This is a genomic window from Sphingomonas sp. (assembly GCF_036388435.1).
Lineage (GTDB): Bacteria > Pseudomonadota > Alphaproteobacteria > Sphingomonadales > Sphingomonadaceae > Sphingomonas.
Genome location: NZ_DASVRV010000034.1, coordinates 1 through 11,076, shown reverse-complemented (window position 1 = coordinate 11,076; position 11,076 = coordinate 1). Strand labels below are relative to the sequence as shown.

Here is an 11,076-nt window from a genome sequence, read left to right as displayed (position 1 = left end):
GTGCCGACGCAGCCCATCGTGCGGATGAGCGCCGCCGACCTTTGAGCGCGGCCGGCTTTTGAACAGTCCCGGCCCCACCCGCGACGCGATCGTCGCGACCGCGCGCGAGTCGATCGCGCGCGGGTCGAAGAGCTTCGCGGCGGCGAGCAGGCTGTTCGACCCGGCGACCCGCGAGCGCGCCTGGCTGCTCTATGCCTGGTGCCGGCGGTGCGACGACATCGCCGACGGGCAGGATCACGGCCATGGGATGACGGAGGTGGACGATCCGCACGCCCGGCTCGCGTCGATGCGCGCGATGACCGACGCGGCGCTGGCGGGCGAGGCGGTGGGCGATCCCGCCTTCGACGCGCTGCGCATCGTCGCGGCCGAGTGCCGCATCCCGCCGGCCTGGGCGCATGACCTGCTGGACGGCTTCGCGCTCGACGCGGACGGGTGGCGACCCCGGAGCGAGGACGATCTGTACCGTTATTGCTATCATGTCGCGGGGGCGGTCGGGCTGATGATGGCGGTGGTGATGGGCGTCGATCCCGACGACCACGCGACACTGGACCGGGCCTGCGACCTGGGGCTCGCCTTTCAGCTCGCCAACATCGCGCGCGACCTGGACGAGGATGCGCGCGCGGGGCGCTGCTATCTGCCGGGCGACTGGTTGGCGGAGGCAGGGATCGTGCCGGGCGCCCTGCTCGACCTGCGCAACCGGCCGGCGCTGGCGGGGCTCGGTGCGCGGCTGGCTACCCGAGCGGAGTTGTACGAAGCGAGCGCGCGGGGCGGCACGCCGGCCCTGGCCTTCCGCTCGGCCTGGGCGGTGCTGGCGGCGGCGGGTATATATGGCGATATAGCGCGCAACGTGCGCCGCGAGGGCGTGGGCGCGCTCGATCGACGCGTCACCACGTCCAAGGCGGGGAAGCTGGGCTGGATCGCGCGGTCGCTGGGCCAGACGGCGGGACGGGGCCGTTATGCGGGCGAGCCGCGGCCGCTGGGGTTGTGGACGCGTCCGCGCTAGCCGGCCGACCTCAGCCGCGCGGTGACTTCACCTCGGCGCGGACCAGGCGGGGGCCGTTGGCGCGGCAGGCGCCGCTGACGACGGGGAAGTCGAGATCGGTGTGGCGGGTCAGCGCATGGGGGAGCGCGGCCCGGCATTGCGCGACGCTCTGATAGCGGACCGGCTCGACACGCGCTTCGCTGCACGCCGACTGGCCGTCGCCGCAGCCCAGGATCGCCATCACGAAATACACCGGTTCCATACGCAAACCCCTTCACACACTCGATAAAACGGCCATCATGCGGCGAAGGTTCCCGAACCCGGCTCCTGTTTCGACCGGCAGGGTCGCCGTCGCTTGCACGCGCGCTCCGGGCTTCCGACATTAGGGGATAATGCCTCCCTCCGCTCCGACGTCCGGCACCGAGCCGCTATGGCCGACGCTGCGCCGCTTCCTGCCCTATTTGTGGCCGGAGGGTGAGCCGGGCCTCCGGCTGCGCATCGTCGGGGCGATGCTGCTCGTGGTCTGCTCCAAGCTCGTCCAGGTGTTCGGGGCGGCCTATACGCTCAAATACGCGGTCGACCGGCTGGCGGCGGGCGACCGGGGGCTGGTGTGGATCATCGTCGGGCTGGTCGTCGCCTATGCGCTGTCGCGCTTCCTGGGCACCTTGTTCGACAATGCGCGCAACGCGGTGTTCGAGCGGGTGGGGCAGGACGCGGCGCGGCGCTTGTCGGCCGACGTGTTCCGCCACCTCCACCGGCTGTCGCTGCGCTTCCACCTGGAACGGCGGACGGGCGCGGTCACCAAGGTGGTCGAGCGCGGGACCAAGAGCATCGACACGATGCTCTATTTCCTCCTGTTCAACATCGCGCCCACCATTCTCGAACTGGTGCTGGTGCTCGCCATCTTCGCGTCGAGCTTCGGCGCTTGGCTGGTCGCCGCCACGCTGGTGATGGTGGCGGTATACATCGTCTTCACCCGCAAGGTCACCGACTGGCGCAACGCGCTGCGCGCCCGGATGAACGACCTGGATACGGGCGCGGTGGCGCACGCGGTCGACTCGCTCCTGAATTTCGAGACGGTGAAATATTTCGGCGCGGAGGACCGGGAGGCCCGGCGCTACGACCGCGCGGTGACCGCCTATACCGACGCCGCGGTCAAGAACGAGAATTCGCTCGCCTGGCTCAACATCGGCCAGAGCTTCATCACCAACGCGACGCTGGCGGTGGCGATGGGCGTCGTCGCGCATGGCTGGTCGACGGGACGTTTCTCGGCCGGCGACGTGGTGTTCGTGTCGACCCTGCTGGCTCAGCTGTTCCGCCCGCTCGACCTGCTCGGCATGGTCTATCGCACGATCCGTCAGGGCGCGATCGACATGGCGGCGATGTTCGACCTGCTCGACACCGGCGCCGAGATCCAGGACGCGCCGGACGCCCGGCCGCTCGTCGTGACGCAGGGCCATGTGCGCTTCGAGAATGTGCGCTTCGGCTATGAAGGGGAGCGCGCGATCCTGGGCGGCGTCGACCTCGACGTGCCCGGCGGGCGGACATTGGCGGTGGTCGGCGCGTCGGGCGCGGGCAAGTCGACTTTGGGGCGGTTGCTGTTCCGCTTCTACGACGTCGATGGCGGGCGGATCACCATCGACGGGCAGGACGTGCGCGCGGTGACGCAGGCGTCGCTCCGCGCGGCGATCGGCATCGTGCCGCAGGATACGGTGCTGTTCAACGACACGATCGGCTACAACATCGCCTATGGCCGTGAGGGGGCGAGCGAGGCCGAGATCCGCGAAGCCGCGCGCGGCGCGGCGATCGCCCCCTTCATCGAGGCGCAGGCGGGCGGCTACGAGGCCCGCGTCGGCGAGCGCGGGCTGAAGCTGTCGGGCGGCGAGAAGCAGCGCGTGGCGATCGCGCGCACCCTGCTCAAGAACCCGCCGGTGCTGATCCTCGACGAAGCCACCTCCGCGCTCGACAGCCGGACGGAAGCGGCGATCCTCGACACGCTGGAGCGGATCGAGCGCGGGCGCACCACCATCGTCATCGCCCACCGGCTGTCGACCGTCGTCCACGCCGACGAGATCGTCGTCCTCGACGCCGGCCGGGTCGCCGAGCGCGGCACCCATGCGGAACTGCTGCGCCGGGGCGGGCTCTACGCCGATATGTGGACCCGCCAGGCCCGCGAACGCGAGGAGCCGCCGGCGCTGGCGGCCGAATAGCTCGACGCCGTCCTTCCCTCTCCCTAGATCGCCTCCGATGCTCCCCGACCCCCTTCCCCATCTCCAGCGCGTGTTCGGCTTTCCCGAGTTTCGCGGCGTCCAGCGCGAGGTGGTCGACCGGGTGCTGCGGCAGGAGCGGACGCTCGCCGTGATGCCGACGGGGGCGGGCAAGTCGCTGACCTATCAACTGCCCGCCGTGATGATGCGGGGGACCTGCGTGGTGGTGTCGCCGCTGATCGCGCTGATGCACGACCAGCTGCGCGCGGCCGAGGCCGTGGGCATCCGCGCCGCGACGCTGACCTCGGTCGACACCAACCAGGCGGAGACGCGCCGACGGCTGCGCGACGGCGAGCTCGACCTGCTCTACGTCGCGCCCGAGCGCGCGTCGGGGGATCATTTCCGCGAATTGCTGTCCCAGGCCGATCTCAGCCTGTTCGCGATCGACGAGGCGCATTGCGTCAGCGAATGGGGGCATGATTTCCGCCCCGACTACCGACTGATGAAGCCGCTGATGGACTCGTTTCCCGAGGTGCCCCGGCTGGCGCTGACCGCAACCGCCGACGCGCATACCCGCGCCGACATCCTGGCGCAGCTCGGCATCCCGGCCGAGGGGCTGATCGTGTCGGGGTTCGACCGGCCCAATATCCGCTACCATATCGCGCCCAAGGCGTCGGCGAACCGTCAGATCGCCGACCTGGTCCGGCGCACGCCGGGGCCGGGCATCGTCTATGTCCCGAGCCGCGTCGGTACGGAGAAGATGGCGGCGGCGCTGGTGGCGACGGGGCGGCCGACGCGCGCCTATCATGCGGGGCTGGACCCGGCGGTGCGCGCGCGCAACCAGGCCGATTTCGTCGCGTCGGAGGACATGGTGATCTGCGCCACCGTCGCCTTCGGCATGGGGATCGACAAGCCCGACGTGCGCTTCGTGATCCATGCGGGGCTGCCGAAATCGATCGAAAGCTATTATCAGGAGACGGGCCGCGCGGGGCGCGACGGCGATCCGGCGCAGGCGCATCTGTTCTGGGGCGCGGAGGATTTCGTCCGCGCGCGCCAGCGGATCGGCGAGGTCGAGCCCGAACGCCGCGCGGGCGAGAATGCGCGGCTCCAGTCGCTGAGCGCGCTGGTCGAGACGGGGGGGTGCCGGCGGCGCGTGCTGCTGCGCCATTTCGGCGAGGATCGGTCGGATGATTGCGGCAATTGCGACAATTGCCTGGGAACGGGCGGCGCGACGAGCATCGACGCGACCGAGCTGGCGCGCAAGTTCCTGTCGGCCGTGTTCCGGACGGGGCAGATGTTCGGCGTCACCTATATCGAACAGCTGCTCACCGGAAAGTCGAGCGAACGCAGCCTGATGAACGGGCACGAGAACCTGTCGGTGTGGAACATCGTGGAGGGCGAGGAGGCGGCGCTGCTGAAGCCGGTCGGGCGCGCGCTGCTGCTGCGCGACGCGCTGCGGGCGAACGAGCATGGCGGGCTGGAATTCGGCCCCGGCGCGCGCGCGCTGCTGAAGGGGGAGGCGACGCTGGCGGTGACGCCGACCCCCGTGCGCGAACGCCGCCGCCGGGGCGAGCCGGTCGTGGCCGGAGCGACCGCGGACGATCCGCTGTTCGAGCGTTTACGCGAACGCCGGCGCGACCTGGCCAAGGCGGCGGGGGTGCCGCCCTATGTCATCTTCCACGATTCGGTGCTGCGCGACATCGCGGCGCGGCGGCCGGCGAGCCGGGCGGAGCTGGCGGTGCTGTCGGGCATCGGCGCGCGCAAGCTCGACGCCTATGGCGACGCGTTCCTGGAGGTGGTGCGGGAGGCCGCGTGACGTGGCGAGAGATTGGTTCACGCGGAGGCGCGGAGGCGCGGAGAGAGTTCGCGGTCGCTGGCCGCACTTGCCCCGCGTCAGCGGCATCATCGAGTAGCCGTCTGTGACGATGAGAGCCGCTGGCGCGGCGAGCGGCCCTTCTCCGCGTCTCCGCGCCTCCGCGTGAACCAACCTTCTTATCTTCGCGCCTTCGCGTGAATCGACGACCCGCCCCGCCGGGCTTTCGTCGCGCACCGGGAACGGTATAGCGACGCCATGGACATCCGCCCCCTGAACGACGCCGTCGCCGTCGCGCCCCAGATCGTGCCCGACGACATGCCCGCCATCAAGGCGGCGGGCTATGTCGCCGTCGTCAACAATCGCCCCGACGACGAGGAGCCGGGCCAGCCCTCCGGCGAGGCGATCCGCGCCGCCGCCGAGGCCGCGGGGCTGCGTTACGCGGCGGTGCCGGTCACCCATGCCGGGTTCAGCCATCCCCAGCTCGACGCGATGGCTGACGCGCTGCGCGCCGCCGAGGGGCCGGTGCTCGCCTATTGCCGGTCGGGGACGCGGTCGTGCAACCTATGGGCGCTCGCCGCCGCCAAGGCGGGGCGCGATCCGGGGCTGCTCGTCGCGCAGGCCGAGGCGGCGGGATATGATCTGCGGCCGATCGGGCCGATGCTGGACGCGCTCGCGAGCCGCCCGGAAGCCTGAGGGTGGACTGGGTCCAGCTCGGCGGGTCGCTTCTCGCCATCCTGCTGCTCGCCGGGATCGCCTGGTGGCTGCGGCTGGGGCGCGACGCGCGGATCGAGAGCCCGGAAGCGGCGGCCGACGCCGCCGACCACGCGCTTCCCGGCTTCCGCACGGGCGGGGCGGTGGTCGGCGCCGACGGCATGGCGGCGCTGGCGGTCGACCGGGACGCGGTGCGGCTCGCGGTGTGCAAGCGCCACGGCGCGCGGATCGCGGTGCGCGAGGTCGGCTGGGACGCGGTGCGGTCCACCCCCGAGGGCATCGTCGTCGAGACGGGCGAGCGCCGTTTCGGCCGGGTGCCGGTCAAGGGCGTCGACGCGCTCGACATGCGGCGGCTGGCGGTGGCGCGCACGGGCTAGGTCGGGGTCCGGCTTGGCGCGGACGGCCCCCCGGGTGTACGCTCGCCGTCCGATGACCGCCGCCCTGCCCGATCCGATCGACTATGCCGTGCCGGGCTTCGTGCTGCTGGTGCTCGCGGAGATGATCGTGGCGCGGCTGCGCGGGCGGGATCGCTATTGCCCGCGCGACACGCTGACCAGCCTGGCACTGGGCCTGGGGAGCACCGTCGCGGGCGCGCTGTCGGCGGGCGCGGTGTTCGCGCTGGCGAGTCGGGTGTCGGCCTTTCGCGTCTTCGACATCGGCTATGGCTGGTATTGGTTCGCCCTGTGCTTCGTGCTCGACGACCTGGCCTATTACGCCTTCCACCGCTCGGCGCACCGGGTGCGGTGGTTCTGGGCGAGCCATGTCATCCATCATTCCTCCCAGCATTATAACCTGTCGACGGCGCTGCGGCAGAGCTGGACGGGGTTCTTCTCGCTCGCCTTTCTGTTCCGCCTGCCGCTGTTCCTCATCGGCTTTCCGCCCGCGATGGTGTTCTTCGTGGCGGCGCTGAACCTCATATACCAGTTCTGGATCCATACGGAGGTGGTGGGGCGGCTGCCGCGCTGGGTGGAGGCGGTGATGAACACGCCCTCGCACCACCGCGTCCACCACGCGACCAACGCGCGCTATCTCGACCGCAATTATGCCGGGGTGTTCATCGTCTGGGACCGGCTGTTCGGCACCTTCGAGCGCGAGCGCGACGAGGAGCGCCCGCGTTACGGGCTGGTCCACAATCTCGGATCGTTCGGCCTGTTCTGGGCGGCCTTCCACGAATGGATCGCGATCGCGCGCGACGTGCGGGCGGCCCCCGGCTGGCGCGCGAAGCTGGGCTATATGTGGCGCCCGCCCGGCTGGAGCCACGACGGCAGCCGCGACACGAGCGAGACGATCCGCGCCAAATGGGACGCGCGCGACGGGCCGCACGGGGCCGGGCGGGCGGGATGATCGGGCTGCTCCTCCCGTTCTTGGTGGTCGACCTGATCCTGGGGTGGATGGTGGTCGACACCTGGCGCGGCAAGGAGGTCTGGCTGGTCACCCGCATGGGCCGCAAGGACGAGAATCGGGGGATTTGGTGGTTCTCGCTGCTGCGGCTGGTGGGGCTGCTGGGGTTGTCGCTGGCGGGAACGGTGGCGGTGTTGCGGGCCTGAGGGGGCGCGTCGCGGCGAACCCGCGCCGTCGGACGAGGCTTCGGCCCCGCTGGCCGGCCCGGCGCGGAAATGCGCGGGCATGAAAAATGCCCGGCACATTTCTGTGCCGGGCTAGTGCGTCCGCAGGAGGAACATCATGAGGGGACGGGCACCGCCCGCCCCCGAAACTCAGTAATTATAGGCGCGCTCGCCATGCTCGTTGATGTCGAGCCCCTCGACCTCGACCTCGGTCGTGGGACGCAGGCCGATCGTCTTGTCGAGCAGGAAGAAGAGCACGCCAGACACGACGCCCGACCAGAGCAGGGTGATCCCGACCGCCTTGATCTGCGTCCAGAGCTGCCCGCCCATGTCGTAGGTGCCGGCCACGGCCGGAAGCACGGTGTAATCGAACCAGCCCTGCCCGCCCATCGCCGGGTCGGCGACGATCGCGGTGCCGATCGCGCCGACGATCCCGCCGACGCAGTGGACCCCGAACACGTCGAGCGTGTCGTCATAGCCCAGCCGGTTCTTGATCGTCGTGACGAACAGGAAGCATATGGGCGAGGCGACCAGCCCCAGCAGGATCGCCCCCATCGGCGCGGCGAAGCCGCTGGCGGGGGTGATCGCCACCAGCCCGGCGACCGCGCCCGTCGCGGCGCCGAGCAAGGACGGCTTGCGGTGGGTGACCTGCTCGATCACCGCCCAGGCGACCGCGGCGGCGGAGGCGGCGAGGAAGGTGTTGATGAAGGCCAGCGCGGTGACGCCGTTCGCTTCCAGGTTCGACCCCGCGTTGAACCCGAACCAGCCGACCCATAGCAAGGAGGCGCCGATCATCGTCATCACCAGCGAATGCGGGGGCATGGGGTCGCGCTTGTACCCGGCGCGCGGGCCCATGATGAGACAGCCGACCAGCCCGGCGATGCCGGCGTTGATGTGCACCACCGTCCCGCCCGCGAAATCGAGCGCGCCCATGCCGTAGAGATAGCCCGAGTCCGTCGGCGCGGCGGGCAGGAAGTCGGGGCCCGCGAAATACCAGACCATGTGCGCGATCGGGAAATAGACGATCGTCAGCCAGGCGACGGTGAACAGGATCAGCGGGGTGAACTTCACCCGCTCGGCGAAGGCGCCGACGATCAGCGCCGGGGTGATGCACGCGAAGGTCATCTGGAAGACGACGAACGCATATTCGGGGATGTAGACGCCGTTGGAGAAGGTCGTCGCCAGCGTGGTCGCGTCGACCCCGCGCAGGAACGCCTTGTCGAGCCCGCCGATAAAGGGCGAGCCGCTGGTGAAGGCCAGGCTATAGCCCCAACAGACCCAGACCAGGCTGGCGACCGACACGATCATCAACACCTGCATCAGCACGCTGAGCATGTTCTTGGTGCGCACCAGCCCACCATAGAAGAGCGCCAGGCCGGGGATCGACATCATCAGCACCAAGGCGGACGATATCAGCATCCAGGTCGTGTCGCCCTTGTTGGGCACGGGCGGCGGCGCCGTAGCGGCCTCCTGCGCCCAGGCGGGCATCGCCGCAAAGAGCAGGGCGGCCAGGCCGGCCCCCGCCGCGCGTGTGATCGCTCGGTTCATGTTCGTCCCCCCGATTGCTCCGATGTCGGTCATAATGCGGTCTCGTCGATCTCGCCGGTGCGGATGCGCACCGCCTCGCCCACGTCGAGCACGAAGATCTTGCCGTCGCCGATCGCGCCGGTGTTCGCCGATTGCTGGATCGCCTCGACGACGCGCGCGCTGAGCGAGTCGGCGCACACCACCTCGACCTTGAGCTTGGGCACCATCGACGTCGAATATTCGGCGCCGCGGTAGATCTCGGTCTGCCCCTTTTGCCGGCCGAAACCCTTGACCTCGGTCACCGTCATGCCCGCGACGCCCAGCGCCGTCAGCGCCTCGCGTACCTCGTCGAGCTTGAACGGCTTGATGATCGCCATCACCATCTTCATGCGCAGTCCTCCTGTGCCGGGATTGTGCGTCGCAACAACCATGCCAGACGGCTCGCTCCGGGCAGCGAGGCCGCGAACTCCGATCCGAAGTCGTTACGCAGCCGTAAATTGAGGCAGCGGGCGAAAACTGCCTGTTATTCGGGCAGCAGGGCGCGAGCCTGGTCGAGGTCGGTGTCGTCGACCATCACGCGCACGGGGATCAGGAACCAGCTCCCCTCGCCGATCGACGCCTCCCCATCGAAGGCGATCGCGTCGATGCCCTGACCGCCGAGCATGCCCACGACCATATGCGCCTCGTTGCGCGCGAAGCGGCCGAGCTCGACGAGGCTCAACGCCCGGTCTCGGGCGGGACGACCGTCGGCACGCGTGCGGGCAGGCCGTCGATGCTCCGGGCGTTCTCGGTCGCGTAGACTTCCAGCATCGCCTCGGGCGTGAACTTCGCGTGATATTTGCTCAACGTCCGCCGCTCGCGCTCCAGCGCCATGTGCGGCACGCCCCAGCCGCACGAGGTCTGCACCCCGTCGACCGCGATCTCGAAGATCTGGCGGGTGCCGGGCAGCAACTCGAACCCGGCGGCGAGCGCGTCCCAGCCCGCATCCTGCGGCAGGACCGGCGTTCCCCGGCCGTAGAGCCGCATGATCAGCGCCGGATTGTCGAAGGCGCAGAACATCACCGTGATGCGCCCGTCGGCGAGCAGATGCGCGTTGGTCTCGTTCCCCGACCCGCCGACATCGAGATAGGCGACGCGCCGCTCGTCCAGCACGCGGAAACTGTCCATGCCCTTGGGGCTGAGGTTGATCCGCGCGCCCGCCGCCGCCGTCGCGACGAAGAATACCGGCTGGCGCGCGATGAAGGCGCGGTGGTCGTCGGAGATATGATCGAAGAACTCCGCCATGACATGCCTTTTCAGGGATATGCCGCTTGTATATCCCGATACGGACCTTATTCTGGTCAACATGCCGATCCGGACCGCCCTGTTCAAATCCAATCGTTCGCAGGCGGTGCGCGTGCCCAAGGAACTCGCCTTCTCGGACGATGTGAAGCAGGTCGCGATATGGCGCGAGGGTACGAAGCTCGTGATCGCGCCCCTCGACTCGATGTGGGACGACTTCTTCGACGCCCCGGGCATCGAATTTCCCGATCGCGACCAGCCTATGCCGCAGGAGCGCGACTGGCTTTGACGTTACGCTACCTGCTCGACACCAATATCTGTATCCGTGTGCTGCGCGAACGTGACGAGCGGCTTCGCGCCCGCTTCAAGGCCGAGACATCGGGGCTTTGCACCTCGTCAGTGGTGTTGCACGAACTCCTGTTCGGCGCCGCGCGGTCGGCGCGACCGGACCATCAGCGCGAGCAGGTGCATCGGCTGATGGCCCGAATGCCGATGATGCCCTTTGACGACGAGGCGGCCGACCACGCCGCCGACATCAGGGCCGATCTCTCGGCCAAGGGCCGGATGATCGGCGCCTATGACCTGTTGATCGCAGGTCATGCGCGCAGTCGCGGCCTGATCGTGGTCACGGGCAATCTCGGCGAATTCCTGCGCGTCGACGGGCTCCGGTCCGAAAATTGGCCGGGGGACGGCTAGACCGCCGTGCCGCCCACCGTCAGCCCGTCGACCAGCAGGGTCGGTTGGCCGACGCCGGCGGGGACGCTCTGCCCGCCCTTGCCGCAGACGCCGATCCCTTCGTCGAGCGCGAAGTCGTCGCCGACGCCCAGCACCTTGGTCAGCACCGTCGGGCCGTCGCCGATCAGCGTCGCGCCCTTGATCGGGGCGCCCAGGCGGCCATTCTCGATCAGATAGGCCTCGGTGCAGCTGAACACGAACTTGCCCGACACGATGTCGACCTGACCACCGCCGAACGACTTGGCGAAGATG

At 69.6% G+C, this 11,076-nt stretch carries 15 protein-coding genes; 9 read left to right on the top strand and 6 right to left on the bottom strand.

All coding sequences use genetic code 11. The features are described 5' to 3' along the window. Window positions 1–58: 58 nt before the first annotated feature. Window positions 59–1,003, top strand: coding sequence for a phytoene/squalene synthase family protein (locus tag VF592_RS07610; RefSeq protein ID WP_331005017.1), 945 nt, complete (start codon window positions 59–61; stop codon window positions 1,001–1,003). A 10-nt stretch (window positions 1,004–1,013) separates the two neighbouring features. Here the strand turns inward: VF592_RS07610 and VF592_RS07605 are convergent, their stop codons facing one another. Further along, window positions 1,014–1,244 carry a hypothetical protein gene (locus VF592_RS07605; RefSeq protein ID WP_331005016.1) on the bottom strand — a complete coding sequence of 77 codons (231 nt, stop codon included), beginning with the start codon at window positions 1,242–1,244 and terminating at the stop codon, window positions 1,014–1,016. Window positions 1,245–1,374: 130 nt separating this feature from the next. Between VF592_RS07605 and VF592_RS07600 the strand changes: the two genes are divergently transcribed. The 6 genes from VF592_RS07600 (at window position 1,375) to VF592_RS07575 (ending at window position 7,263) form a co-directional block, all read left to right on the top strand. Beyond that, entirely contained in the window at window positions 1,375–3,192 is a 1,818-nt protein-coding gene (locus tag VF592_RS07600; protein ID WP_331005015.1) for an ABC transporter ATP-binding protein/permease, read from the top strand. A 37-nt stretch (window positions 3,193–3,229) separates the two neighbouring features. Continuing rightward, window positions 3,230–5,005: a DNA helicase RecQ gene (recQ, locus tag VF592_RS07595; protein WP_331005014.1), complete on the top strand. Its 1,776-nt coding sequence runs from the start codon at window positions 3,230–3,232 to the stop codon at window positions 5,003–5,005. Window positions 5,006–5,260: 255 nt separating this feature from the next. Then, window positions 5,261–5,698 (top strand): TIGR01244 family sulfur transferase, encoded by a 438-nt coding sequence (locus tag VF592_RS07590; protein ID WP_331005013.1) that lies wholly within the window; start codon window positions 5,261–5,263, stop codon window positions 5,696–5,698. A gap of 2 nt (window positions 5,699–5,700) precedes the next feature. Then, complete coding sequence (locus tag VF592_RS07585) at window positions 5,701–6,093, top strand: hypothetical protein (RefSeq protein WP_331005012.1); 393 nt, start codon at window positions 5,701–5,703, stop codon at window positions 6,091–6,093. Between the two features lie 52 nt (window positions 6,094–6,145). Continuing rightward, complete coding sequence (locus VF592_RS07580) at window positions 6,146–7,060, top strand: sterol desaturase family protein (RefSeq protein WP_331005011.1); 915 nt, start codon at window positions 6,146–6,148, stop codon at window positions 7,058–7,060. Next, window positions 7,057–7,263 carry a hypothetical protein gene (locus tag VF592_RS07575; protein WP_331005010.1) on the top strand — a complete coding sequence of 69 codons (207 nt, stop codon included), beginning with the start codon at window positions 7,057–7,059 and terminating at the stop codon, window positions 7,261–7,263. Before VF592_RS07580 ends, VF592_RS07575 begins: the two co-directional genes overlap by 4 nt. A 168-nt stretch (window positions 7,264–7,431) precedes the next feature. Here the strand turns inward: VF592_RS07575 and VF592_RS07570 are convergent, their stop codons facing one another. The 4 genes from VF592_RS07570 to VF592_RS07555 all read right to left on the bottom strand — a co-directional run bounded on the left by VF592_RS07570 (window position 7,432) and on the right by VF592_RS07555 (window position 10,092). Beyond that, on the bottom strand, window positions 7,432–8,829 hold the full coding sequence (locus tag VF592_RS07570; protein WP_331005009.1) for an ammonium transporter: 1,398 nt from the start codon (window positions 8,827–8,829) through the stop codon (window positions 7,432–7,434). 29 nt (window positions 8,830–8,858) lie between these two features. After that, complete coding sequence (locus tag VF592_RS07565) at window positions 8,859–9,197, bottom strand: P-II family nitrogen regulator (RefSeq protein WP_331005008.1); 339 nt, start codon at window positions 9,195–9,197, stop codon at window positions 8,859–8,861. A 134-nt stretch (window positions 9,198–9,331) separates the two neighbouring features. Further along, a complete protein-coding gene (locus tag VF592_RS07560; RefSeq protein WP_331005007.1) occupies window positions 9,332–9,529 on the bottom strand; it encodes a DUF2007 domain-containing protein in 198 nt (65 codons plus the stop codon). Continuing rightward, window positions 9,526–10,092 carry a pyridoxamine 5'-phosphate oxidase family protein gene (locus VF592_RS07555; RefSeq protein ID WP_331005006.1) on the bottom strand — a complete coding sequence of 189 codons (567 nt, stop codon included), beginning with the start codon at window positions 10,090–10,092 and terminating at the stop codon, window positions 9,526–9,528. Before VF592_RS07555 ends, VF592_RS07560 begins: the two co-directional genes overlap by 4 nt. A 61-nt stretch (window positions 10,093–10,153) precedes the next feature. Between VF592_RS07555 and vapB the strand changes: the two genes are divergently transcribed. Both vapB and VF592_RS07545 read left to right on the top strand, forming a co-directional pair. Beyond that, the gene (gene vapB, locus VF592_RS07550; RefSeq protein ID WP_331005005.1) at window positions 10,154–10,378 is read left to right on the top strand and encodes a type II toxin-antitoxin system VapB family antitoxin; all 225 of its coding nucleotides are present in this window, start codon (window positions 10,154–10,156) and stop codon (window positions 10,376–10,378) included. Beyond that, entirely contained in the window at window positions 10,375–10,785 is a 411-nt protein-coding gene (locus VF592_RS07545) for a PIN domain-containing protein (RefSeq protein WP_331005004.1), read from the top strand. Before vapB ends, VF592_RS07545 begins: the two co-directional genes overlap by 4 nt. On the opposite strand, the gene VF592_RS07540 is transcribed toward VF592_RS07545, so the two are convergent. Further along, on the bottom strand, window positions 10,782–11,076 hold a 295-nt coding region (locus tag VF592_RS07540; protein ID WP_331005003.1), incomplete at its 5' end, for a metallopeptidase TldD-related protein. The genes VF592_RS07545 and VF592_RS07540 overlap by 4 nt on opposite strands.

What these genes read in the sequence shown, in the direction of transcription:
- VF592_RS07605 (WP_331005016.1), bottom strand. Translation starts at nt 1,244, where the DNA reads ATGGAACCGGTGTATTTCGTGATGGCGATCCTGGGCTGCGGCGACGGC.
- VF592_RS07600 (WP_331005015.1), top strand. Translation starts at nt 1,375, where the DNA reads ATGCCTCCCTCCGCTCCGACGTCCGGCACCGAGCCGCTATGGCCGACG.
- recQ (WP_331005014.1), top strand. Translation starts at nt 3,230, where the DNA reads ATGCTCCCCGACCCCCTTCCCCATCTCCAGCGCGTGTTCGGCTTTCCC.
- VF592_RS07590 (WP_331005013.1), top strand. Translation starts at nt 5,261, where the DNA reads ATGGACATCCGCCCCCTGAACGACGCCGTCGCCGTCGCGCCCCAGATC.
- VF592_RS07580 (WP_331005011.1), top strand. Translation starts at nt 6,146, where the DNA reads ATGACCGCCGCCCTGCCCGATCCGATCGACTATGCCGTGCCGGGCTTC.
- VF592_RS07575 (WP_331005010.1), top strand. Translation starts at nt 7,057, where the DNA reads ATGATCGGGCTGCTCCTCCCGTTCTTGGTGGTCGACCTGATCCTGGGG.
- VF592_RS07570 (WP_331005009.1), bottom strand. Translation starts at nt 8,829, where the DNA reads ATGAACCGAGCGATCACACGCGCGGCGGGGGCCGGCCTGGCCGCCCTG.
- VF592_RS07565 (WP_331005008.1), bottom strand. Translation starts at nt 9,197, where the DNA reads ATGAAGATGGTGATGGCGATCATCAAGCCGTTCAAGCTCGACGAGGTA.
- VF592_RS07555 (WP_331005006.1), bottom strand. Translation starts at nt 10,092, where the DNA reads ATGGCGGAGTTCTTCGATCATATCTCCGACGACCACCGCGCCTTCATC.
- vapB (WP_331005005.1), top strand. Translation starts at nt 10,154, where the DNA reads ATGCCGATCCGGACCGCCCTGTTCAAATCCAATCGTTCGCAGGCGGTG.